Here is a 23,091-nt window from a genome sequence, read left to right as displayed (position 1 = left end):
GTCTGTCTACATGTGGATGTATACAGACCTGTCTGCTATACGGTCAAGGCATGTCCGCAGCCCGAATCAACGATCGTCCCGAAAGTCTTGCGCGCCGACGCATCCTCGATACGGCGACCGCGCTGTTTTCTTTGGAGGGGGTCCGTGCCGTCGGCATCGACCGCATCATCGCCGAGGCCGGCGTTGCCAAGGCGACGTTCTATCATCACTTCGCGGCCAAGGACGATCTCGTCCGCGCCTACATCGAGGAGCTCAGCAAGGAAGGACGGGCAGCGATCGCGAGCCTTGGCCGGCGGCCACCTCGCCAGATGATCCTTGCCGTTTTCGATCTTATTGCCGGCGCGGCGGATCAGCCGGGCTACCGCGGCTGCCCGTTCCAGAACGCCGCTGCCGAATACCCTGATCCCAGCAGCCCGGTTCGCCAGGCGATCGATCAGCATCGTCACTGGAAGTGGGGCATCCTCAGGGATCTGCTGATCGCGGACGCAAATTCCGATCCGGACCGCACCGCAGACGCGCTAACAGTGGCGGCCGACGGCCTCCTTGTCGTCAGTCATCTCGACAGGCCGGCCAATCTGCGCAGTCTCATACGCGACACGGTCGACCGAGTACTTGGAGCCCCGCGCCCGGTCTGAGATCGGGCGCGTGTGCAGCCTGCGCAAAGGCGGTCAGTGGATCGGCACCAGCCCGGCCAGTTCACGCATGTCGTCGAACAGGATGCCGCCGGCTTCGATCAGTCCATCGCGGTCGGAAAGCGGGTCGCCGTGGTAGGAATAGACGCGCATGCCGGCGGCGATGCCGGCTGCCGTGCCGGCGACGCTGTCCTCGATGACGATGCAGTCGGCGGGCGCGAAGCCCATCGTCGCTGCCGCATGCAGGAAGAGGTCGGGGAACGGCTTGCCACGCGAGACCATGGTCGAGCTGAACAGCGCATGCTCGAACAGCGGCAGCAGCCCGGTCTGGCCGAGCGTGATGTGCATTTTCGATACCCGTGCCGACGAGGCGACGCAGGTGGCGATGCCGGCGGCGTGCACGGTTTCGATGAACTCGCGAACGTAGGGGATGGCCTCGACGCCATGCGCGAACAGGTCCGGCAGGCCGGCGTTCCAGCGCTCGACGAAATCGGCGCCGAGGCTGACGCCGGTCGCCTCGACTTCCTTCTGCACCGAGACCATGCTGCGGCCGGAGAAATTCTTGCGGCAATATTCGAAGCTGGCCGGAAAGCCGGCCGCGGTCAGCCATTCGGCGAGGCGCCGATTGGCCAGGTTCTCGGTGTCGACCAGAACCCCGTCGCAATCGAAGATGACGAGCTTGGGTATTTTCATCAGGCCGTGCCGGTCGATCCGAAGCCGCCCGAGCCGCGCGCCGTACCGCCAGCCAATGTGCGCTCCTCGACGGTCGCCTGGGTCACCGGGGCGAAGACGATCTGGGCGATCCGCATGCCGCGCGTCACCGCGAAATCCTCGTCGCCGAGATTGATCAGCAGCACCTTGACCTCGCCGCGATAGTCGCTGTCGATGGTGCCCGGCGTGTTGAGGCAGGTGAGCCCGTGCTTGAAGGCGAGGCCCGAACGCGGCCGGACCTGGCCTTCGACGCCCTCCGGAATTTCCAGGACCAGCCCGGTCGGCACCAGCGCGCGCTTTCCCGGCAGGATCAAAAGCGGCCTGTCGTCCGGGACGGCGGCGCGCAGGTCCATGCCGGCGGCGCCCGAGCTTTCATAGGCCGGAAGCGGCAAGCCCTCGCCATGCGGCAGCCTGACGAAGCCGACAGCCGGACCGATGACGGAGGTGGGATAAAGTGCTGCGCGCATGAGGCTGATCCTATCGTCGCGAACGCCGGTCCAGTCAACTCGGCGGCAATGCTATCAACGGCTTTCTTTCAGCACAGTTCCGCTTCAGCGCAGTTCCATCGGAACGACCGTGGTCTCCTTGATCTCCTCCATGACGAAGGAGGCCGAAACGTCCGATAGTGCCACCTTGGCGATCAGCCGTTGATAGAGCCGGTCATAGGCCTTCACATCGGCGACGCGGGCGCGCAGGACATAGTCGAGATCGCCGGACATGCGGTAAGCGCCGGTGATCTCGGCAAAGCCGGTCACCGCCGCTCGGAATCTTTGCAGCCAGTCCGGATCGTGGTTGGAGGTGCGGATCAGGATGAACACCGAAAGGCCGAGCCCAAGCTTGTCTGCGTCGACCAGCGCCACCCGGCCGGTGATGACGCCGTCTTCCTCCAGCCGCTTCACCCGGCGCCAGCAGGCATTGCGCGACAGCGATATTCTTGCCGAGAGCTGGTCGACGGACAGCTTGCCGTCGCGTTGCAGCTCGGCCAGCAATCTCCGGTCTATTTCGTCGATTTCCGCCATCATTTGGGATATTTGTCCCAAAATTTGGCTTTAGACAAGGACAATTTGAGACCGATGAACCTGATAGCCGTGGCAGGATATTCATCACTGGCTCTTCATGCCGGCAGGAGGGATCGACATGACCGCACGGCTCGCAAGACTTTTCACCTCTCACCCGGCCGCGGTCGGCGAGAGCTATTTCGGCCATATGGCTTTCGCCGCATGGTTCTCGTCGCGATTGTTCATGGCGGCCTTTGCCGCGCTCGTTCATGCTTTCTTGCCGTTTCTGTTCGAGACCACGGCAAGCGGCATCATCCGTGAGCTCTATGAGCGGACGCATAATAGAGGACGGTAGCCGTAGAGGCGCCGAGCGCGGCGAGGCCGCTGGACAGGGCCAACGCTCAACGGATCCCGGCAGCGCAATCCCGATCAAGCGCCGCCATCGTCGAAATGTCGAGCCAGGCTTGAAGCCGCGCCGCAATCCGCCATTTTGAGGATCGCGGCGCGATAGCCCGGAGCATCCACGATGGATATCGTCTTTTCCCCGACGACAGAATTGGCTGCAGCCATTCGCGACCGCAAGATTTCCGCTGTGGAAGCGCTGGACGCGCATCTAACGCAAATTGACAGGCACAGTGAGGCGGTCAACGCAGTCGTAACCCTCGATCGGGAAGGTGCGCGGCAACGCGCCGGCAAGGCCGACGAAGCCCAGGCGCGCGGCGAGGCCCTTGGGCCGCTACACGGCGTGCCGTTCACACTGAAAGACACGCACGAAACAGCGGGCATGAGAACCACCGTCGGCTTCCCGGCTTTCGCCGACTATGCCCCGAGGGCAGACAGTCCGGTCGTTGCCCGGCTGAAGGCGGCAGGCGGCATACTGGTGGGCAAGACGAACGTGGCGACAATGCTCGGTGACTGGCAGTCGAGCAATCCGCTGTTTGGCCGCACCGGCAATCCCTGGAATCTCCAGCGCACCGCCGGCGGCTCCAGTGGCGGTGCGGCGGCGGCGCTCGGCACCGGAATGACGCCGTTCGAGGTCGGCACCGACATGCAGGATTCGATCCGGCTGCCCGCTGCCTTTTGCGGCGTCTACGGCCTCAAGCCGACCGAGCACCGCGTCTCGCTCGCCGGCGCTTTCCCCGATCCAGGCGGGGCGCCGCGCAGCGTGAGGCTGATCTCCTGCCTCGGACCGATGGCGCGCAGCGTCGAGGACCTGGCACTGATCTACGGCCTCATTGCCGGGCCGGATGGAAGCGATACCGACCTTGCGCCGGTACCGGTCGAAACCATGCCGGAGCTGGATCTCAGAAATTTGCGGATTGCCGTCGCGCCGTCCTTTCCGGGCTTTCCGGTGGCCGGCGAGATCAGCGCGGCGGTCGAAAGTCTGGCAAAAGAGCTTCAGGCCGCGGGCGCCATCGTCGAGGAAGCTAAGTTGCCGGAGTTCGACCTGCACGACGACCTAGCACAAGGCGGTGCGCTGATCGGCATGATGCTGGAGGCGGCGCAGCCCGGACCACCGGAGAAGCCGACGCCGGTCTCGCGCTGGTTCGAGGCGCTCGTCCGCCGCGACCGCTCCATCCTGGCGTGGGAACGGTTCTTCGACGGCTGCGACGCCTTGCTGTGCCCGGTCGCCATGGCCACCGCCTTCCCGCATTGCGAGCCAGGAACGTCGATCGAGGTCGACGGCGAGAAGCAAAGCTACTGGATGCTGCCGGCCTATGGCGCGGTGTTCAACTACAGCGGCCATCCCGCCCTGTCGCTGCCCTGCGGGCAGGACAGCAATGGCCTGCCCATCGGACTACAGATTGTTGGCAAACGCTGGTCGGAGTCGCGCCTGCTCGGGATCGCCAGGGCAATCGACCCGCTGGCCGGCGGCTTTCGCCGCCCGCCCGGTTATTGAGTAAACCGCGCCAGCCCGTAGGGATCAAGCAGAGGATCGCGCTCGCCGTCCAGGATTTCGCGGGCGACAAACAGGCCGACGGCCGGTGCCAGCGTGATGCCGGAATGCATGACCGCGACGTAGACGCCGCTCGTGCCTTCGGCGCGGCCAATGATCGGAAAGCCATCGACCGGCGTCGGCCGGTAGCCAATGGTGTGGAAATCGAGTTCCAGCTCATCCGCGCCGCGCAGCATCGCCTTCATCGCCGCAAACAGGTCGCGGGCGGTGGCTGCGGCATCCATGCCGGGATCGGCGCCGCCGAAATCCGAGCCCGCGATGATGCGGCCTTCCGCCGTCTGGCGCATATGCAGGCGGTCGCCGATCACCAGGCCGTTGAGCAGCTTTTCGTAGGGGCGCGAATGCACGATCAGGCCGGGTGGCGTCTCGATCGGCAGTTCTATCCCGGCTGTTGCCGCTAGTGCCGGAGAGCCGGCTCCGGCCGCGATCACCACCTCGTCGGCAGCAATCCGCCCGCCGGATGTATCGACGCCGGCAATCCTGCCGTTGGCTTGCACCAGAGCGGTGACGGTCGTCCCGGCTACAATTCGCGCGCCGCGCCGTTCGGCGTCGGCCAGCAGTGCTTGCGTGGCGGCGACCGGCTCGGCAACGCCTTCCTCGGCGACATAAAGGGCGAAATCGGGAAGCTCGGCCAGATTGGGCTCGATGCGCGCCGCTCCGGCACGGTCGACACGCTCGATGCCGTAGCCCCATGCGGAGTGCTCGGCCGCATAGGCCTCAAGTTCGGGACGTGGCAGGTCCCAGCATAGGCCACCGCACCATTGCAACGGGATGCCGGGCACCTCGTTCGCCAGCCGCGTCCATTCGGCCATCGACCGAATGCGCAGGCGGAAATAGACCTCCGGATTGCCCCAGCTGGCATTGATCCAGGCAAAGGAATTCGGTGTCGCGACGCCGCCGGCGCCGCTGCCGGCAACGACCGTCACCTTTGCTCCGGCCCTGGTCAGGTGCCAGGCGATGGAGGCGCCGATGATGCCGGCGCCGATGACAATCACTTCTTTCGCCGCTGTCATGCTTCCCTCCTCGTTCCAACGCCACCACTGCGATGCCATTGCCCGTGGGTTCTGCCAAGAGCGCGCCGTATCAAATGTGCCTCTTGACTTTAATACGTACGTACGTATTGTACCGGCATGGCTAGACATTCACTTCGCGAAAAACTTCTCGACGCCGGTTTCAAAACCATCTGGAATTCCGGCTATTCGTCCGCCGGCGTACGCGACATCGTCGCCGCGGCCGATGCCCGCCCGGGGTCCTTCACCAATCATTTTGCATCCAAGGAGGCGTTCACCGGCGAGGTGCTGGACCGCTATTTCGCCTATGTGAGCGGTTTGGCGGAGCAGGCCCTTGCTCGGGACGGCACGCCCCCGGTCGGGCGCTTGCGCCGCTATCTCGAAATCATCACGTCGAAGCTGGAGGCGCATGATTGGGCACGGGGCTGCATGATCGGCAATCTCAGCCTCGAGACGGCGGCTCACAGCGAGGCGCTGAGGCTGCAACTCGTCGCCATTTTCGAACGCTGGCGTAAGCCCTTTGCCGAATGCATCGCCGAGGGCCAGGCGGCTGGCGACATCACCGACGCGTTCGATGCCGAGGACCTCGCCGATTTCCTGTTGAGTTCCTGGCAAGGCGCGATGCTGCGCATGAAGGTGGAGCGCAGTCCCGAACCGCTCGAGCGTTTCAAGAATATCGTCTTCAAAACAGTCTTCGCAAAAAAGGAGCTGATCCGATGAACCCGAAACTCGAAAAGCAGCAATCCCGCACAACGGTGCCGCGCTCGCAAGTCGCGGTACTCGATTCCACCATCTCCTATGTCGAGGCAGGTACTGCCGGTCCGACGGTGCTATTCCTGCACGGCAACCCGACGTCGTCCTACATCTGGCGCGACATCATCCCGCATGTGGCGCCGTTCGGCCGCTGCATTGCGCCCGACCTGATCGGCTATGGCCAATCCGGCAAGCCGGACATCGACTATCGCTTCTTCGACCACGTCCGCTATCTCGACGCCTTCATCGAGACGCTTGGCATCACCGACGTGGTGGTCGTCGCGCAGGACTGGGGCACCGCGCTCGCCTTCCATCTCGCGGCCCGGCGGCCGCAGCGGATCCTCGGCCTCGCCTTCATGGAATTCATCCGCCCCTTCGAGAGTTGGGACGATTTTCACCAGCGTCCGCAGGCGCGCGAATTGTTCAAGGCAATGCGCACGCCTGGCGTCGGTGAGAAGCTTGTCCTGGAAGACAACGTCTTCGTCGAAAAGGTGCTGCCGGCTGCGGTGCTGCGCACGATGAGCGATGAGGAAATGGCCTCCTACCGGGCACCGTTCCCGACGCCGCAATCGCGCAAGCCGATCCTGCGGCTGCCGCGCGACCTGCCGATTGAAGGCCAGCCCGCCGATGTCGGTGCCATCAGCGAGCACGACCATCGGGCGCTCCGGCTCTCCTCCTACCCGAAGCTGCTTTTCTCAGGCGATCCGGGGGCCCTCGTCTCGCCGCAGGCGGCACGGGAATTCGCGGCGAGCCTGAAGAGTTGCCGCCTGATCGATCTCGGACCCGGCGCGCATTATCTGCAGGAGGATCATGCCGACAGGATCGGCGCCGCCATTGCCGAGTGGATTCCCGAGATAGCGTTCGAGAGCCATGCGGCCTGACGTCGGGACGTGAACCGGCGGCCGCGGCCGGCGGAGAGGTCGACAGCTTAGCTCTGCCGGTGCCAAGCGATGGAGGCGCCAATGATGCCGTATCCAATGACGATGATGTTCTTGCTCGCGGCCGTGTACCTTCAAACGCCCAGGACTTCTTGCCTTGATTGCCACCATGCTACAGACTTGCCAAGAGCGTTGCCGGGACCGCTCTCGAAGCGGGTCGATGACGATCGCCTCACTGGAAACGTTCAGCTCAATCACATGAGGGTCATTTGCGCCGCTGGATAAAAGGGCTGGTTTTTGCTGCAGCCGGAGCCGCCATTGTCTATGCCGTCTTCTTCGGCCCGCTGCCGATCGTTCGATCTTGGTGGCAGGACGACAACTGGCTGGATCCTTTGCATAAGCGCCATCGCATTGCTGACGGTTTGGTGCTGACCGGGGCGTTGGTTGGGAAATCGCGGGCAGAAGTTGTTGCCATGCTCGGCGAGCCGCCGAAGACGGACTATTTCGAGGACTGGAGTCTGGTTTATATTCTTGGTTCGGAAAGAGGATTTTTTTCGATCGACTCTGAATGGCTGGTTATGCGCCTGGATGACGCTGGCTCGGTCACGCAGGCGGCTATCGTCAGAGACTGAACCTGCTGCCGGGGTATCAGCGGTGTTTCCGTTCGACAGGCCGGAAAAGCGCTGCTAGAAGCCCGCGCCACAGACAGGATTCCATGAAATTGGCTGAAGACATCGAACAAGCGGTATCGCGCCGCCGCACTTTCGCGATCATTGCCCACCCCGACGCCGGCAAGACGACGCTCACCGAAAAACTGCTTTTGTTCGGCGGCGCCATCCAGCTTGCCGGCGAGGTCAAGGCCAAGAAGGACCGCATCCAGACCCGCTCGGACTGGATGAAGATCGAACGCGAGCGCGGCATTTCGGTGGTCACCTCGGTGATGACCTTCGAATACGAGGACACCGTCTTCAACCTGCTCGACACGCCCGGCCACGAGGATTTCGCCGACGACACCTATCGCACGCTGTCGGCGGTCGACAGCGCGGTCATGGTGATCGACGCCGCCAAGGGCATCGAGCCGCGCACGCTGAAACTGTTCGAGGTCTGCCGGCTGCGCGATATCCCGATCATCACCTTCGTCAACAAAATGGACCGCGAAAGCCGAGACCCATTCGACATCCTCGATGAGATCGAGCAGAAGCTGGCACTGGATACAGCGCCGATCACCTGGCCGATCGGCCGCGGCAAGACCTTTTCCGGGACCTACCATCTGGCGCTGAACGCGGTGCGCAAGGGCGACGCCGAAAAGGAGCGCACGCCGGTCAATGGACCCGATTCCAACCGCGTCGCCGGCCTGCTGCCGGAGAACGAGCGGGAGGCCTTCATCGAGGAGCTGGAGTTGGCGCGCGAGGCCTGTCGCCCGCTCGACCTCGATGCCTTCCGCGAGGGCCATTTGACGCCGGTCTATTTCGGTTCGGCGCTGCGCAATTACGGCGTGCGCGACCTGATCGAGGCGCTCGGCGCCTACGGGCCGCCGCCGCGCGCGCAGGAGGCCGACAGCCGCAAGGTCGAGGCGACCGAGGACAAGATGACCTCCTTCGTCTTCAAGATCCAGGCCAATATGGACCCCAACCATCGCGACCGCATCGCTTTCGTCCGCGTCTGCTCCGGCAAGCTCGAGCGCGGCATGAAGGCCAAGCTGGTGCGCACGGGAAAACCGATGAGCCTGTCGGCACCGCAATTCTTCTTCGCCCGCACCCGCGTCACGGCCGACGAGGCGTTCGCCGGCGATGTCGTCGGCATCCCCAACCACGGCACGCTGCGCATCGGCGACACGCTGACCGAAGGCGAGGAGATATTGTTCCGGGGCGTGCCGAATTTCGCGCCTGAAATCCTGCGCCGCGTTCGCCTCGGCGATGCCATGAAAGCCAAGAAGCTCAAGGAAGCGCTGCACCAGATGGCCGAGGAAGGCGTCGTGCAATTGTTCTCGCCGGAGGACGGCTCGCCAGCCATCGTCGGCGTCGTCGGCGCCCTGCAGCTCGACGTCTTGAAGGAGCGGCTAAACTTCGAATACACGCTGCCGGTCGATTTCGAGATGTCGCGGTTTTCCGTCTGCCGCTGGATATCGGCCGACGACAGGGCCGAGCTCCAGCGCTTCATCGAGGCGCATCGCGGCGACATTGCGCGCGACCTCGACAATGATCCGGTGTTCCTCGCCCAGCACGCCTTCTCGCTCAACTACGAGGCCGAGCGCTGGAAGGCGATCCGCTTCACGGCGGTGAAGGACTATCAGGTCCGCGACAGAGCGGCTTGATGCGCCCCTTCCCTTCTCCCCTTGTGAGACCTTTGCATAGAAGCCGATTGGTGATTCTGTGATGATGGTCGAAGCAGGGAGATTCGGGATGGCGGATCGTGTTCTGGGTCAGTTGAGTCTGGCGGACGGGCTGGCGGCGTCGGACGAGACGATTTTCGACCTGGTATCGAAGGAACTGGACTGGGCACCGATCCGAACATTGCTGGGTCAGCGCAGCGGTCCCGGCTCGGGCAACACCAGCTACCCGGCGGAGGCGCTGGTGCGCTGTCTTTTGCTGGGCGTGTGGCACGGGCTGAGCGATCCGGCATTGGAGGCTCAGATCCGTGACCGGCTGTCGTTTCGCCGCTTTGCCGGCTTCAGCCTTTCGGACCGTACGCCCGATCATTCGACACTGTGGCGCTTCCGCGAGGAACTGACGCGCGAGCGGCTGATCGACAAGGTGTTTGAGGAGATCAACCGCCAGCTGGAGACGAAGGGCCTGATCGTCAAGCGCGGCACCTTAGTCGATGCGACGTTCCTGCAGGCCCGTGGGCGGCCGCCCAAGCAGCCGAAGAAGGGCCACCAGGGCCCGGCCAAGCCGTCGGCCGACAAGGACGCGCGCTGGGGCAAGAAGGGCAACAAGAGCACCTTCGGCTACAAGATGCACATCGGCGCCGACCAGGAGCACACCATGATCCGGCGTGTCGAGGTAAGCGACGCCTCGATCACCGACACCGAGGCGGCCGACAATCTGGTTTGCGGCGATGAGAAGGCGGCCTATGGCGATCAGGCCTACTACACCCATGCCAGGCATGATCGGCTGGCCAAGGCCGGGATCAAGGACCGGCTGATGCGGCGGCCCAACAAGCATCATCCCGAGTTGCCGGCGCGCCAGAAGCTGCGTAACCGGTTGATCGCCAAGGTGCGGGCGGCTGTGGAGCGGCCTTTTGCTGTGTTCAAGGAGCGCTACGGCATGCGGCGCCTGCGCTTCTTCAACCTCGCCGCCAACCGCACGCAATGCATACTAGCCGCCTGCGCCTACAATCTGCGGACCATGGTCGGCGCCCTCTATCCACCTGGCGGAAAGCCGGCATGAGGAGGAGTCTGTCTAAAATCGGCCTAAAATCGGCGGATCGGCCGGTCATGCCGGTCGATGCCATACCAAGCCGTCGAAAACTGCTTTCCCGGCCATCAAAAAAGCCCCATTAACTCACCAACCAGGATTTCGCTTCCCCGTGCAAAGCCCTCCTTGTGGGAGAAGGTGTCGCCGAAGGCGACGGATGAGGGGTGTTCCAGGAAACACCAACGTCTCATTCCGTCCAGTACCCCTCAACCGTCTCGGCGCTTCGCGCCGATCCACCTTCTCCCACAGGGGGAGAAGGAAAGATCGCGTTCGTTCACCCTTTCGCTGCCTCTTCGATCTTGGCGATGTCGATCTTGCTCATCTGCATCATCGCCTGCATCACGCGGCCGGCCTTTTCCCTGTCGGGGTCCAACAGCAGCCTGGGCAGCTGCTCGGGAACGACCTGCCAGGAGAGGCCGAATTTGTCCTTCAGCCAGCTGCACTGGCTGGGCTGGCCACCGCCCGCGATGAGCCTGTCCCAGAAATAGTCGACCTCTTCCTGCGTCTTGCAGTCGATGGAGAGCGAGACTGCCTGGGTGAACTTGAATTGCGGGCCGCCGTTGAGCGCGTGGAACTGAACGCCGTCGAGCTCGAATGAGACCATCAGCACCTTGCCCTCATTATCGCCGCTGCCCTTGGGCCAGCGCATCACGCTCAGCACCTTCGAATTCTTGAAGATGGAGATGTAATGGTTCATGGCCTCCTCGGCCTGGTCGTCGAACCACAGGCAAGGGGTGATCTTTTGCATTCTCTTGCTCCTCGGGCTGGTTTTGGCTTGTTTCACTCGCAAAACGGCCGGCTGGCAATTGATGCCCGGTCCCGCCGTCTGCTCAAGGACGCTCGAGCAAAACACGATCCGACAGCACTTCTGACTTTTTTACGGCCTGGACCGGCTGCGTCTTTGGCTGGCCGCTCGTTCCGCACCCTGGCGCAGCGCAAAATTGTGGCCAGACCAGAGTGTGCCGTCTATAAGGCCTGCGGCTCAATTCCGGTTTTCCGCACCTTTGGGCGCGACGCAGACAGCAAGGACAGTTCAATGCCCGCCTACCGTTCCCGCACCACCACCCATGGCCGCAACATGGCCGGCGCCCGCGGCCTGTGGCGCGCTACCGGCATGAAGGATTCGGATTTCGGCAAGCCGATCATTGCCGTGGTCAATTCCTTCACCCAATTCGTGCCGGGCCATGTCCATTTGAAGGATCTCGGCCAGCTGGTTGCCCGCGAGATCGAAAAAGCCGGCGGCGTTGCCAAGGAGTTCAACACCATTGCCGTCGATGACGGCATCGCCATGGGCCATGACGGCATGCTCTATTCGCTGCCGTCGCGCGAATTGATCGCCGACTCGGTCGAATACATGGTCAACGCGCACTGCGCCGACGCGATGGTCTGCATCTCGAATTGCGACAAGATCACGCCCGGCATGCTGATGGCGTCGCTGCGCCTCAACATCCCGACCGTCTTCGTCTCCGGCGGGCCGATGGAGGCCGGCAAGGTGGTGCTCGCCGGCAAGAGCCAGGCGCTTGATCTGGTCGACGCTATGGTCGCGGCCGCCGACGACAAGGTGTCCGACGAGGACGTCAGGACCATCGAACGCTCGGCCTGCCCGACCTGCGGTTCCTGCTCCGGCATGTTCACCGCCAATTCGATGAACTGCCTGACCGAGGCGCTCGGCCTGTCCTTGCCCGGCAATGGTTCGACGCTGGCGACGCATGCCGACCGCAAGCGCCTGTTCGTCGAGGCCGGCCACCTGATCGTCGATCTTGCCCAGCGCTATTACGAGCAGGACGACGACACCGCGCTGCCGCGCAGCATCGCCTCGAAGGGCGCCTTCGAGAACGCCATGACACTCGACATCGCCATGGGCGGCTCGACCAACACCGTGCTGCACATCCTTGCCGCGGCACATGAGGGCGAGGTCGACTTCACCATGGAGGACATCGACCGGCTGTCGCGGCGGGTGCCAGTGCTGTGCAAGGTGGCCCCGGCCAAGGCAGACGTCCATATGGAGGATGTCCACCGCGCCGGCGGCATCATGGCCATCCTCGGCCAGTTGGATAGCGCCGGGCTGATCAACCGCGACCTGCCGACGGTGCACACCGCAAGCCTCGGCGAAGCGCTCGATCATTGGGATATTTCGCGCACCACCAGCCAGAATGTCCGCGATTTCTTCCTGGCGGCACCCGGCGGCGTGCCGACGCAAGTCGCGTTCAGCCAGGACCGCCGCTGGGACGATCTCGATCTCGACCGCGAGAAGGGCGTCATCCGCTCGGCCGAACATCCTTTCTCCAGGGATGGCGGCCTTGCCGTGCTGAAAGGCAATCTGGCACTCGATGGCTGCATCGTGAAGACGGCGGGCGTCGATGAATCGATCCTGAAATTCACCGGTCCGGCAAGAGTGTTCGAAAGCCAGGACGCCAGCGTCAAGGCGATCCTGTCGAACGAGATCAAGGCCGGCGATGTCGTCGTCATTCGCTATGAAGGGCCACGCGGCGGACCCGGCATGCAGGAAATGCTCTACCCGACCAGCTATTTGAAGTCGAAAAGCCTCGGCAAAGCCTGCGCACTGATCACCGACGGTCGTTTTTCCGGCGGCACCTCCGGCCTGTCGATCGGCCATGTCTCGCCGGAAGCCGCGGAAGGCGGTCTGATCGGGCTGGTCAGGGAAGGCGACACGATCGAGATCGATATCCCCAACCGCACCATCAGGCTTGCTGTCGACGACGCCGAACTCATCGCCCGTCGCGCCGCGATGGAGGCCAGGGGAACGGCTGCCTGGAAGCCCGAAGAAAAGCGCAAGCGCAAGGTGACGACGGCCTTGCGCGCCTATGCGGCGATGGCGACAAGTGCCGCCAAGGGGGCGGTGCGGTACGTGCCGGAATAGTGGCTTTTCCTTCTCCCCTTGTGGGAGAAGGTGGATTGGCGCGCAGCGCCAAGACGGTTGAGGGGTGCTGGACGGAGTGTCGTCGGCGCCAAGCTGGAACACCCCTCATCCGGCCGCTTCGCGGCTACCTTCTCCCACAAGGGGAGAAGGGAAGGGCCGCGCCTGAAGGTTCCGCCTTGCGGCAGCACGCTGCATGGGAAGAAACGGCTTTTTTGAACGAGGTGGCGCTAGATGGATTTTGACCTTGTGGTGCGCGGCGGGACGCTGCCCGACGGCAGGATCGCCGATATCGGCATCGTCGGCGAAACGATCGCAGCGATAGAGCCCGAGCTGAACGTCAGCGCCGGCACGGCGATCGATGCCCATGGCAATCTGGTCTCGCCGCCCTTCGTCGATCCGCATTTCCATATGGACGCCACGCTTTCGCTCGGCATTCCGCGCATCAATGTCTCGGGCACGCTGCTCGAAGGCATCTCGCTTTGGGGCGAGTTGAAGCCGCTTCTGACCCACGAAGCGGTGCGCGACCGTGCGCTCGCCTATTGCGACTGGGCGGTGTCGATGGGCCTGCTCGCCATCCGCACCCATGTCGATGTTTGCGACGACCGCCTGCTGGCGGTCGAGGCGCTGCTCGACGTGAAGAAGACGGTTGGCCCCTATATCGACCTGCAGCTGGTCGCCTTCCCGCAGGACGGGTTTTACCGCTCGCCGACGGCGCGCGACAACACCATCCGGGCGCTCGACATAGGCGTCGATGTCGTCGGCGGCATTCCGCATTTCGAGCGCACAATGGCCGACGGCACGCGCTCCGTCACCGAGCTCTGCGAAATCGCGGCGAAGCGCGGCCTGATGGTCGACTTGCATTGCGACGAGACCGACGATCCGCTGTCGCGCCACATCGAGCAGCTTGCTTATGAGACGCAGCGGCTCGGGTTGCAGGGCAGAGTGGCCGGCTCGCACCTGACATCGATGCATTCGATGGATAATTACTACGTTTCGAAGCTATTGCCGCTGATTGCCGAGGCCGGCGTTTCGGCGATCCCCAATCCGCTGATCAACATCATGCTGCAGGGCCGCCACGACACCTTTCCCAAGCGCCGCGGACTGACGCGGGTCAAGGAGATGCTGGCGCAAGGCATCCGCGTCGGCTGGGGCCAGGATTGCGTGCTCGACCCCTGGTATTCGCTGGGCACCGCAGACATGCTCGACGTCGCCTTCATGGGCCTGCATGTCGCGCAGATGTCGAGCCCGGCCGAGATGGCGCGCTGCTTCGACATGGTCACCAACGTCAATGCCGCCATCATGGGCCTCGACCACCTTGGCCTGGCGGTCGGCAAGCGCGCCAGCCTGGTCGTTCTCGATGCCGGCAACCCAGTCGAGGCGCTGCGCCTGCGCCCAGAGCGTCTCTGCGTCATCGCCAGGGGCAAGGTGGTGGCCGAGCGCAGCCGGCAGGACACGCGGCTTTCGATCGCCGGAAGGCCGGGCACGGTGAACCGGCGCCACGCTTAGTCCAGCCGATTTCCGGCGCTGGTCTTACCGAATTCTCGATTTTCGCCTCGTCATGGCTGCAGCTTGCGACTACGACGCGGGTCACCGTACCCCACGGCGAGGAACCGGTAACGGAATGGCGCGGCCCGCAGCCCAGTACTCAACGATCATGAACGTGCTGCTGGCCGGCATCCTGCTGATGCTCGCCGGCGACTTCCTGTTTGCGCTGAACGACGCGATGGGCAAGTGGCTGGTCGCCAGTTTTTCCGTCGGCCAGGTCGTGCTGATCCGCTCGATCGGCGCGTTTTTCATACTCGGGCCGATGATTGCACATCAGGGCCCGGCCAAGCTGTTTCGCATGGAGCGGCCGGAGCTGCAGCTGCTGCGCGTGGTGATGACGACGCTCGACACGGCGCTGTTCTACGCGGCGGTCGTCTATCTGCCGCTCGCCGATGTGATGAGCTTTTACATGGCCGGGCCGATCTACGTGGCGGCGCTGTCGCATTTCCTGCTCGGCGAAAGGGTCGGCTGGCGCCGCTGGGCGGCGATCCTGGTCGGCTTCTGCGGCGTGCTGATCATGCTGAAGCCATCCTCGGCCGCGTTCTCGCTGTCCTCGATGTTCGCGCTCGCCGGCAGCATTTCATTTGCCTTCGCCATCATCCTCAACCGGCGGCTGCGCGGCACCAGCGACACTTCGCTGGTCACCTGGCAGAGCATCGGCACGCTGCTGGTCGGCGCTGCGTTGACCATAGGCAGTTGGAAGACGCCGTCATCGCTCGATTTCGGCGCCATGCTGCTTCTTGGCGTCGTCTCCTGCGGCGCGCACCTGATGATCACCCGGGCGTTGGAAGCTTGCCCCTGCCTCGACCTTGGCGCCGCTGCATTACAGCCTGCTTTTGTGGGCAGTGGTCTTCGGCCTGGCCTTCTTCGGCGATGTGCCTGGGCCGCGTATCCTGGTCGGCTCGGCCATCGTCGTGCTGGCCGGCCTGTTCATCTTCCACCGCCAGAAGGTGGTCGACACGGTACCGCCCGAAAACGTGCCAAAGGGCGTGAACTAACCCCGGCGCATCGCCGCAAGATGCCGCGAAAATTCCGGCGTCTCCATCAGCGCCTTGCAGCGCGCAAACCGGCCGTCGGCATAGGCGCGAAAGTCGTCGGCCGGATTTTTGTTGGCAAGCTGGATCAGTCCCCACAGCGTCCACAGCAGGTCGCACATCGCCTTATAAATGACGATGCGGGCGCGCTCCGCCGGTCTCGGCTCGCCGCCGAAATAGGCCAGCGTCATCTCCTCGTCCTGCGCGGCGTCGAATTGCCCTTCGACGCTGAGGTCGCCGATATCCCAGAGCGGATCGTTCATGCCGGAATATTCCCAGTCGACGATCCACATCCTGTCCCCAGTATCGAGAAAGTTTTCGCATAGCGGGTCGCAGTGGCAGGCGACGATCGGCAGAGGTTGAGCCGCAAGTGCTGAGCGCACTGCCTCCGCCTCGCGGACCACATCGTGGTAGCCGGCAGGCAGGGCGACGTCCTTGGTCGACAGCACTTTCAGATAATCGTCGGTCATCGCAAACAGCTCGAAGCGGAAGGGGAACACCGCGCCGGATGTGTGCAGTTTGCGAAAGGCCTTGCCGGCGCGTGCCGGACTGCCCGGCCGAGTCTTGAACTTTTCCGGTGACATCGTCTCGGCACCGGCAACGAAGCGGGTCACCAACACGCCGGTCTCGGCATCGACATGCAGCACATCGGGACTGACGCCGGCCTTCGCCGCTTCCCGCGCCGCCACTGCCTCGTTGGCGCGGTTGATGTATTCCTCGGTACCCTTGCCGGGGATACGCAGGCAGAAATCTCCCGCTCTGAAGACGAGATTGGTGAGGCCGCCAAGCCGTTCCAGCGGCCCCTCGTAGCCGGCCAGCACCGGAATAGCCGCAAGTGCGGCGCGCGCCCGGTCGTCCGCCATGGATTTCGCTCCTTTCCCCGTGTTATTGGGACGACGACGGTTCCACAGTTTTCGCCGTTTGGCTATGATCGCGTTGCGGATCGATACCAGGCGACGGAAAGCGATGACGGACAGCAATCAGCAGAGCGCACTCGCCGCAGCCTATGCGGCGAAGCGGCCGGAAGACGTCGCGGCGCTCTACGACAGTTGGGCAGGCACCTATGACGCCGACATGTCGGCGGCTGGCTATCGCCATCCCACCATCTGCCTTGCCTTGCTGGCCCGCCATCTGCCGCGCGGCGCCGCACCTCTCCTCGATGCCGGGGCAGGCACCGGGCTTATCGGCGAATGGCTTGCCATCACCGGTTATCCGCAGGTCGAGGCGCTCGACATCTCGGAAGGCATGCTGGCCCAGGCGGCGCGCAAGGGCGTCTATTCGGCGCTTCACTGCCTGGCGCTTGGCGGACCGCTGCCGTTCGTGGACGATGCCTATGCCGGGATCATCTCCGCCGGCGTCTTCACTTCGGGCCATGTCGGAGCCGAGGGGCTGGACGAGCTGATCCGCATCTGCCGGCCGGGTGGGGTGATCGTGCTGACGGTGAAGAACACGCTGTGGGATGCCGGGTTTGCCGCGCGGATCGCCGAGCTCGAGGCGCAAGCCACCGTCACGCGCGCCGAAGAGACGCTGCCCTATGTTTCGATGCCAGGCGAGGCCGATACCGTGCCGAGCCGGGGGCTGGTGCTCATCGTGAACTGAGGCTGAAACCGGAAGGCTCTACGCCTTCACCTTTGCTCCTGCCGGATCGTAAAGCGGCTCGAGGTGTATCTTAGCCGGCGTCCGTTCCATTGCCACCACCAGCTCGTAGTTGCCGGAAGTGAGGAAATCATCGTTGACGCCATCGGCATTGCGCACATAGCCGTAGCCGATGTTCTTGCCGATGGTGTAGCCATAGCCGCCGCTGGTGAGATAACCGACCGCCTCGCCGTTGCGCAGGATGGTCTCGCGCCCGAGCAGGACGATGTCCGGATCGTCGACCGTGAAGCCGGCAAAACGTTTCCTGGGCGGCGAACCGTCGACCTTCTCCAAGGCCCGCCGGCCGAGGAAATCGGTGTTTTTTCTGAGCTTCACCGCCCAGCCGAGGCCGGCCTCCTGCGGCGTGTCGTTGGGCGTGATGTCGGAGCCCCAGGCGCGGTAGCCTTTTTCCAGCCGCAGTGATTCCAGCGCCCGGTAGCCGACCGGGCGGATGTCGTAGGTCTCGCCCGCCGCCATCAGCGCATCGAAAACCTCGCCCGTCGCCGCGATCGGCGCATGCAATTCCCAGCCGAGCTCACCGACATAGGTGACGCGCAGTGCCCGCACGATGTGGCCGGCAATGGCGATCTCGCGAACATGGCCGAACGGGAAAGCTGTATTCGACACATCCGCGTCGGTCACATCGGACAGCACGTCGCGGGCGCGCGGCCCCATCAGCGACAGCGTGCCAAAATCCTCCGTGACGTCGGTCAGCGTCACGTCGAACTCCCTGCCGATATGATCGGCAATCCAGGAGAAATCATGCGTGCGGAACCCGGTGCCGGTGACGATGTAGAATTTCTCCTCACCGAGCCGCGCCACGGTCAAATCGGCCGCGATGCCGCCGCGCGTGTTGAGGAGCTGCGTGTAGGTCAGCCGGCCGACCGGTTTGGCGACGTCATTGGCGCAGATCCAGTCCAGCGCCTTCAGCGCGTCCGCGCCCGTCATTTCGTATTTGGCGAAGGATGACTGGTCGAAGATGCCGATCTTTTCGCGCACGTGGCGGTGTTCGTCGCCGACCGGCGAAAACCAGTTCTGCCGGCCCATCGAATAGACGTCTTTAGGCTCGAACCCTTCCGGCGCGAACCAGTTCGGCCGCTCCCAGCCGAGCTTCGAGCCGAACACGGCGCGATGTTCTTTCAGCCGTTCATAGAGTGGAGAAACGATGCGCGGCCGGCCGCTGACATATTCCTCATGCGGAAAGCCGATCGTGTAGTGCTTGCCATAGGCTTCAAGCGTGCGGTCGCGGACCCATTGCCGGTCGCGGTGCAGATTGGAGAAGCGGCGGATGTCGACCACCCACAAATCGAGCGGCGCCTCGCCGTCGACCACCCATTGCGCCAGCACCCAGCCGGCGCCGCCGCCGGATGCAATGCCGAAGGCGTTGAAACCGGCGCCGACGAACATATTCGGGCATTCCGGCGCCACGCCGAGGATGAAATTGCCGTCCGGCGTGAAGCTCTCCGGTCCATTGATCATCTGCTTGACGCCGACATTGGCGAGCGCCGGGACACGCTCGATCGCCTGGCCCATATGCTGCTCGAAATGATCGTAATCATCGTCGAACAGCCGGAACTCCCAATCGTCCGGCACATCACCACCGGGCAGATCGGTCGTCCAGGCCTGCGGGTTCGGCTCATAGCCTCCCATCACCAACCCGCCGACCTCCTCCTTGAAATAGGTGCGGCGGTCGGGGTCGCGGATCGTCGGCGCGTCACCCGCCAAGCCGTCGATCCTTTCGGTGATGATGTATTGGTGCTTCACGGGCTGCAGCGGCACGTTGATGCCGGCCAGCGCACCCACCTGCCGCGCCCATTGCCCGGCGCAGTTCACCACCTTGTCGCAGGCGATATCGCCCTTGTTCGTCCTTACCTTGACGATCCGGCCGTTCGTCATTTCGAAGCCGGTGACCCGCACCTCCTCGAACAATTTTGCGCCATGCATGCGCGCGCCCTTGGCCAGCGACTGGGTGATATCGGAAGGGCTTGCCTGACCGTCGCTCGGCAGCCAGGAAGCGCCGACGAGGTCGCCGGTTTCCAGCAGCGGCCACATTTCCTTGACCTCGGCCGGCGACAGCAAATGCATATCCATGCCGAAGCTCTTTGCCGTCGTCGCCAGCCTCTTATACTCGGTCCAGCGGTCGGCCTTGGTGGCGAGGCGCAGGCAGCCTGTCATCTTCCAGCCGGTGGCCAGGCCGGTTTCGGCTTCCAGCCCCTTGTAGAGATCGACCGAATATTTGAGCACGCGCGTGATCGACGCCGACGAGCGTAGCTGGCCGACCAGCCCGGCAGCATGCCAGGTCGAACCCGAGGTCAGTTTGCCCTGTTCGAGCAGCACGATTTCGGCCTTGTGGTCGCGCGCCAGATGATAGGCCGTCGAACAGCCGATGATGCCACCGCCGATGACGACGATGCCGGCCTGGGCGGGCAAGGTCATGTCCGCGTCCCGTATTTTGTCCTGTAGTTTTCCAGGGCGGCTTCGAGCCGCGCCAGGTTTTCGTCGGCGTAGGCGGCGTAGTCGACACCGGGCGCGTCGAGGTAAAGCTCGGAAACCATGCCCCACATCGCCTCACGCAGCAGCGACGCGCATTGCATGGCGGCATGCGAGCGCCGTATCGCCGGGTCCGGCTCCTTCATGAAATAGGCGGTCAGGAAGGCGAAGGACTCCTCGTCGCTCATGCCTGCATTCGACGCCGCGCCGGCAAGGTCGAACATCGCGGTGTTGAAGCCTGCATATTCGAAATCGATGAGCCACAGCCTGTGACCGTCGTCGATTATGTTAGCCGGCAAGAGGTCATTATGGCCGAAGACGATCGGCAGCAGCTTTTGCGCGCGCTCGAGCTCGTTCGCCAGCGTCAGCAGGCGCGGCAGTTCGCCCAGCTTGCGGCTGCGGCCTTCCTCCAGCGTGCGCGCATAGTCGCGAATGACATGGAATACCCAGAACATGAAGCCGGCGCCGGAGACATGACCGGGCATCTCCCGGTGGAAACCGCGCAGCAACGCGGCAACGCGGCCGAGATCGGCGCGCACGTCCTGCGCGACATAGGCCTTGGCGCCGAGATACTCCGTCACCATGACGCCGGGTCCAGTGTAGTGGACGGCCGGAGCGAAGCCTGCCGCGTGCGCTGCCCGCGCCGTCATCATCTCGCGCTCGCGAAAGACATGGTGGAACGGATAGTCCTGGCCGAGCCGCACGACGTGCCGCCCGGCCGCGTCCTTGACCAAATAATTGGCATTGCTCAGCCCGCCCGGCAGCGGCGCGATGTCGATGCTGCCGGTCCAGCAAGGCAGCGCACGGATGCGGTCTTCGACAGTCACGATCTCGTCCAACATTGGGTCAATTTTCCACGCATGTCACGGCTGGCCAGCGATGACAATCGGACGGAGGAATGGAGGCAACGCGAAGATCTCGTCGGTGCAGATCTCGGGATCGGTATCCCGCACCGCACCGACGAGCCCCTTTGTGCCGGGTTCTTCGACGCCGGCATCCGCCCCCGCGGATCCTGAATTTCGGTACCCTTGCACCCGACGATCTCCCGGGCGTTCGGGCAAGCGATTTTTCGTGCGGCTCAGCCGTCGTCCTCCGTTCCGAGCCTGTCACAGCGATAATGTCGCGCCACGCTGGAGGTGTTGTCAACGCGAAATTGTGGTATTTTCTGGTTTTTTGCCCGAATTTTGCTAAATTCCTTGGAGTTAGTGGCATTTATGCCGTAGAAACGGTCAGCGGTGCAACAATCCGACCGGATGGAACCGATGGTCCACTCGAAGCGGCATGGCGAAATCCTGCGCCTCCTCAAGGAGGAAGGCACCGTGACCATTGCGAGCCTGGCCGACCGGCTGGGCGTCTCGCTGGAGACAGTACGCCGCGACGTCAAGCCACTGACCAGCGACGGTTCCATCCTCAAGATGCACGGCGCCGTCGGCCTGCCGTCGATTGCCGGCGAAGCGCCGTTCGAGCGGCGCATGCGCGAGAACGCCGATGCCAAGCGGGCAATAGCGCGCATGGTCGCCGCCACCATCCGCGACGGCGAATCGATCATGCTCGACACCGGCACCACCACCTCTTTCCTGGCCCGGGAACTGCTCGGCCACCGGCGGCTGACGGTCGTCACCAACTCCTCCGACATCGCCCGCACATTGGCCACCGTCAACGGCAATAAGGTCTACATGGCCGGCGGCGAGCTGCGCAGCGATTCCGGTGCTGCCTTCGGCGTCTCGGCCATCGAATTCGTCAGCCGCTTTTCCGTCAGCCATGCAGTGATATCGACCGGTGCGGTCGATGCCGTCACCGGCGTCATGGACTATGATCTGGAAGAGGCCGAATTCGCCCGCATGGTGCTGTCGCGCGGCCAGCGTTCGCTTGTCGTCACCGACCATAGCAAATTCGGCCGCCAGGGCCTTGTTCAGGTCTGCGGCTTCGGCGGCTTTTCCGAACTCGCGACCGACCGTCCGCCGCCGCACGACATCGCCGCCGCCCTTGCCCAGGCCGGCGCACGGCTCAGCATTGCCGATGGCGGAAGCGAGGGCTGAGCTCTATCGGGAGCTCTATCGGGAGCTCTATCGGGAGATCTGCGCCAGCACCCACTTCCCAGCGCCGCCTCTGCCGTGTTTAGTCCGGCCATGGCTTTCACCATCCGCCAATTGCAGTTCTTCATCGCCGTCGCCGAGCAGGGCACAGTGTCGGGCGCCGCCCAGAACCTGTCGATCTCGCAATCCTCGGTCACCGAGGCGATCAAGGAGCTGGAGCACGATCTCGGCGTCGAGCTGTTCGAGCGCCACCCGCGCGGCTTGAACATCACCCACAAAGGCCACCAGTTCCTGCGCCATGCGAGAAAGATCCTGGCCGACGTTTCCGATGCGCGCCGCGCCTTCTTCGGCGAACAGGCCGCGGCAAGCGGGCGGCTGCAACTTGGCGTCACCTCGCTGGTCGCCGGCTATGTGCTTTCCGATCTTCTTGCCCGCTACCGCCGCGCCTATCCGGGTGTCGAGGTCTCGGCGATCGAGGACAATGGCGACTATCTCGAGCACCTGTTAATTGGCGGCAAGCTCGACATTGCCGTCATGGTCACCTCGAACCTGCGCGACCGCACGGCACTGCAGTCCGAAATCCTCGAAGTCTCGGCCTACCGGCTGTGGCTGCCGCTCGGCCATCCCTTGGCCGGTGCCGACATCATCGGCATCGGCGACATCGCCTCGGAACCGCTGATCATGCTGACCGTCGACGAGATCGAGGAGAATACCGGAAAGCTGCTGACGGCAATCGGCGCCAAGCCGCATGTCGCCTTCCGCACCCGCTCGGTCGAAGCGGTGCGCAGCCTCGTCGCTACCGGCGCCGGCGTGGCGCTGCTGCCCGACCTCGTCTACCGGCCATGGTCGCTGGAAGGCGACCGCATCGAATCGCGCGATATTTCGGGGTCGTTACCAGTCGTCCAGGTCGGCATGGTCTGGCGGCGCGGCTCCGGCCTGCCGCAGGCGGCTCGCGACTTCATCGGACTTGCCCAGTCGCAGCGCATGGTGCGCCAACGGCCCGAGAAGATCGGCCGCTGATGTATCGGAAAAATCGATATCGGGTTTCTGATAAATGAATTTGCGAAACCGGAAATTTCGCAGCACTTTTCGGTCAGGGAACAAAGCTGCTGTTA

21 protein-coding genes and 1 pseudogene are annotated in these 23,091 nt (G+C 63.8%); 14 read left to right on the top strand and 8 right to left on the bottom strand.

Going from position 1 to position 23,091, the window contains the following annotated elements:
• Window positions 1-50 precede the first annotated feature (50 nt).
• On the top strand, window positions 51-635 hold the full coding sequence (locus NKI59_RS07290; protein ID WP_352703283.1) for a TetR/AcrR family transcriptional regulator: 585 nt from the start codon (window positions 51-53) through the stop codon (window positions 633-635).
• A gap of 33 nt (window positions 636-668) precedes the next feature.
• On the opposite strand, the gene NKI59_RS07285 is transcribed toward NKI59_RS07290, so the two are convergent.
• From NKI59_RS07285 to NKI59_RS07275, 3 genes are all read right to left on the bottom strand, one after another.
• Window positions 669-1,325, bottom strand: a complete 657-nt coding sequence (locus NKI59_RS07285) for an HAD family hydrolase (RefSeq protein ID WP_352458656.1) — start codon at window positions 1,323-1,325, stop codon at window positions 669-671.
• Entirely contained in the window at window positions 1,325-1,810 is a 486-nt protein-coding gene (dut, locus tag NKI59_RS07280) for a dUTP diphosphatase (RefSeq protein WP_352448498.1), read from the bottom strand. Before dut ends, NKI59_RS07285 begins: the two co-directional genes overlap by 1 nt.
• An 84-nt stretch (window positions 1,811-1,894) precedes the next feature.
• Complete coding sequence (locus NKI59_RS07275; RefSeq protein ID WP_352703281.1) at window positions 1,895-2,365, bottom strand: Lrp/AsnC family transcriptional regulator; 471 nt, start codon at window positions 2,363-2,365, stop codon at window positions 1,895-1,897.
• Window positions 2,366-2,480: 115 nt separating this feature from the next.
• On the opposite strand from NKI59_RS07275, the gene NKI59_RS07270 reads away from it, so the two are divergent.
• Together NKI59_RS07270 and NKI59_RS07265 are read left to right on the top strand one after the other, a co-directional pair.
• Entirely contained in the window at window positions 2,481-2,696 is a 216-nt protein-coding gene (locus NKI59_RS07270) for a DUF6356 family protein (protein WP_352469961.1), read from the top strand.
• Window positions 2,697-2,867: 171 nt separating this feature from the next.
• Window positions 2,868-4,241, top strand: a complete 1,374-nt coding sequence (locus tag NKI59_RS07265) for an amidase (RefSeq protein ID WP_352703279.1) — start codon at window positions 2,868-2,870, stop codon at window positions 4,239-4,241.
• Here the strand turns inward: NKI59_RS07265 and NKI59_RS07260 are convergent.
• Window positions 4,235-5,311 (bottom strand): NAD(P)/FAD-dependent oxidoreductase, encoded by a 1,077-nt coding sequence (locus NKI59_RS07260; RefSeq protein WP_352703277.1) that lies wholly within the window; start codon window positions 5,309-5,311, stop codon window positions 4,235-4,237. The two genes, NKI59_RS07265 and NKI59_RS07260, sit on opposite strands and share 7 nt — an antisense overlap.
• 117 nt (window positions 5,312-5,428) lie before the next feature.
• On the opposite strand from NKI59_RS07260, the gene NKI59_RS07255 reads away from it, so the two are divergent.
• From NKI59_RS07255 to NKI59_RS07235, 5 genes are all read left to right on the top strand, one after another.
• Complete coding sequence (locus tag NKI59_RS07255) at window positions 5,429-6,028, top strand: TetR/AcrR family transcriptional regulator (protein WP_352703275.1); 600 nt, start codon at window positions 5,429-5,431, stop codon at window positions 6,026-6,028.
• A complete protein-coding gene (locus NKI59_RS07250) occupies window positions 6,025-6,942 on the top strand; it encodes a haloalkane dehalogenase (RefSeq protein ID WP_352703273.1) in 918 nt (305 codons plus the stop codon). Before NKI59_RS07255 ends, NKI59_RS07250 begins: the two co-directional genes overlap by 4 nt.
• A 266-nt stretch (window positions 6,943-7,208) precedes the next feature.
• Entirely contained in the window at window positions 7,209-7,571 is a 363-nt protein-coding gene (locus NKI59_RS07245) for a hypothetical protein (RefSeq protein ID WP_352458662.1), read from the top strand.
• Window positions 7,572-7,660: 89 nt separating this feature from the next.
• Entirely contained in the window at window positions 7,661-9,253 is a 1,593-nt protein-coding gene (locus tag NKI59_RS07240; RefSeq protein WP_352635068.1) for a peptide chain release factor 3, read from the top strand.
• Window positions 9,254-9,341: 88 nt separating this feature from the next.
• Window positions 9,342-10,328, top strand: coding sequence for an IS5 family transposase (locus NKI59_RS07235; protein WP_352685171.1), 987 nt, complete (start codon window positions 9,342-9,344; stop codon window positions 10,326-10,328).
• A 301-nt stretch (window positions 10,329-10,629) separates the two neighbouring features.
• Here NKI59_RS07235 and NKI59_RS07230 read toward each other — a convergent pair whose 3' ends face one another.
• A complete protein-coding gene (locus NKI59_RS07230) occupies window positions 10,630-11,103 on the bottom strand; it encodes a VOC family protein (RefSeq protein ID WP_352703271.1) in 474 nt (157 codons plus the stop codon).
• A 288-nt stretch (window positions 11,104-11,391) separates the two neighbouring features.
• On the opposite strand from NKI59_RS07230, the gene ilvD reads away from it, so the two are divergent.
• The 3 genes and pseudogenes from ilvD (at window position 11,392) to NKI59_RS07215 (ending at window position 15,779) form a co-directional block, all read left to right on the top strand.
• A complete protein-coding gene (gene ilvD, locus NKI59_RS07225) occupies window positions 11,392-13,236 on the top strand; it encodes a dihydroxy-acid dehydratase (RefSeq protein ID WP_352703269.1) in 1,845 nt (614 codons plus the stop codon).
• Between the two features lie 231 nt (window positions 13,237-13,467).
• Entirely contained in the window at window positions 13,468-14,742 is a 1,275-nt protein-coding gene (locus tag NKI59_RS07220; RefSeq protein WP_352469954.1) for an amidohydrolase family protein, read from the top strand.
• Between the two features lie 115 nt (window positions 14,743-14,857).
• Window positions 14,858-15,779, top strand: a pseudogene (locus NKI59_RS07215) (DMT family transporter).
• Here the strand turns inward: NKI59_RS07215 and NKI59_RS07210 are convergent.
• Entirely contained in the window at window positions 15,776-16,678 is a 903-nt protein-coding gene (locus NKI59_RS07210) for a phosphotransferase (protein ID WP_352703267.1), read from the bottom strand. The pseudogene NKI59_RS07215 and the gene NKI59_RS07210 sit on opposite strands and share 4 nt — an antisense overlap.
• A 103-nt stretch (window positions 16,679-16,781) precedes the next feature.
• Here NKI59_RS07210 and NKI59_RS07205 point away from each other — a divergent pair, with 103 nt between their 5' ends.
• Window positions 16,782-17,414, top strand: a complete 633-nt coding sequence (locus NKI59_RS07205) for a class I SAM-dependent DNA methyltransferase (RefSeq protein ID WP_352568327.1) — start codon at window positions 16,782-16,784, stop codon at window positions 17,412-17,414.
• An 18-nt stretch (window positions 17,415-17,432) separates the two neighbouring features.
• Here the strand turns inward: NKI59_RS07205 and NKI59_RS07200 are convergent, their stop codons facing one another.
• Window positions 17,433-19,886, bottom strand: coding sequence for a GcvT family protein (locus NKI59_RS07200; protein WP_352703265.1), 2,454 nt, complete (start codon window positions 19,884-19,886; stop codon window positions 17,433-17,435).
• The gene (locus NKI59_RS07195; protein ID WP_352591294.1) at window positions 19,883-20,767 is read right to left on the bottom strand and encodes a phosphotransferase; all 885 of its coding nucleotides are present in this window, start codon (window positions 20,765-20,767) and stop codon (window positions 19,883-19,885) included. Before NKI59_RS07195 ends, NKI59_RS07200 begins: the two co-directional genes overlap by 4 nt.
• Window positions 20,768-21,202: 435 nt before the next feature.
• Here NKI59_RS07195 and NKI59_RS07190 point away from each other — a divergent pair, with 435 nt between their 5' ends.
• On the top strand, window positions 21,203-21,979 hold the full coding sequence (locus NKI59_RS07190; protein ID WP_352448483.1) for a DeoR/GlpR family DNA-binding transcription regulator: 777 nt from the start codon (window positions 21,203-21,205) through the stop codon (window positions 21,977-21,979).
• Window positions 21,980-22,069: 90 nt separating this feature from the next.
• Window positions 22,070-22,996, top strand: a complete 927-nt coding sequence (locus tag NKI59_RS07185) for a LysR family transcriptional regulator (RefSeq protein WP_023676350.1) — start codon at window positions 22,070-22,072, stop codon at window positions 22,994-22,996.
• Window positions 22,997-23,091: the final 95 nt, after the last annotated feature.

It is taken from the genome of Mesorhizobium sp. M0598 (assembly GCF_040320865.1).
In the GTDB taxonomy this organism is placed as follows: domain Bacteria; phylum Pseudomonadota; class Alphaproteobacteria; order Rhizobiales; family Rhizobiaceae; genus Mesorhizobium.
Note: the sequence above shows the minus strand (reverse complement) of the source record. Positions and strands in the feature narration are given on the sequence as shown.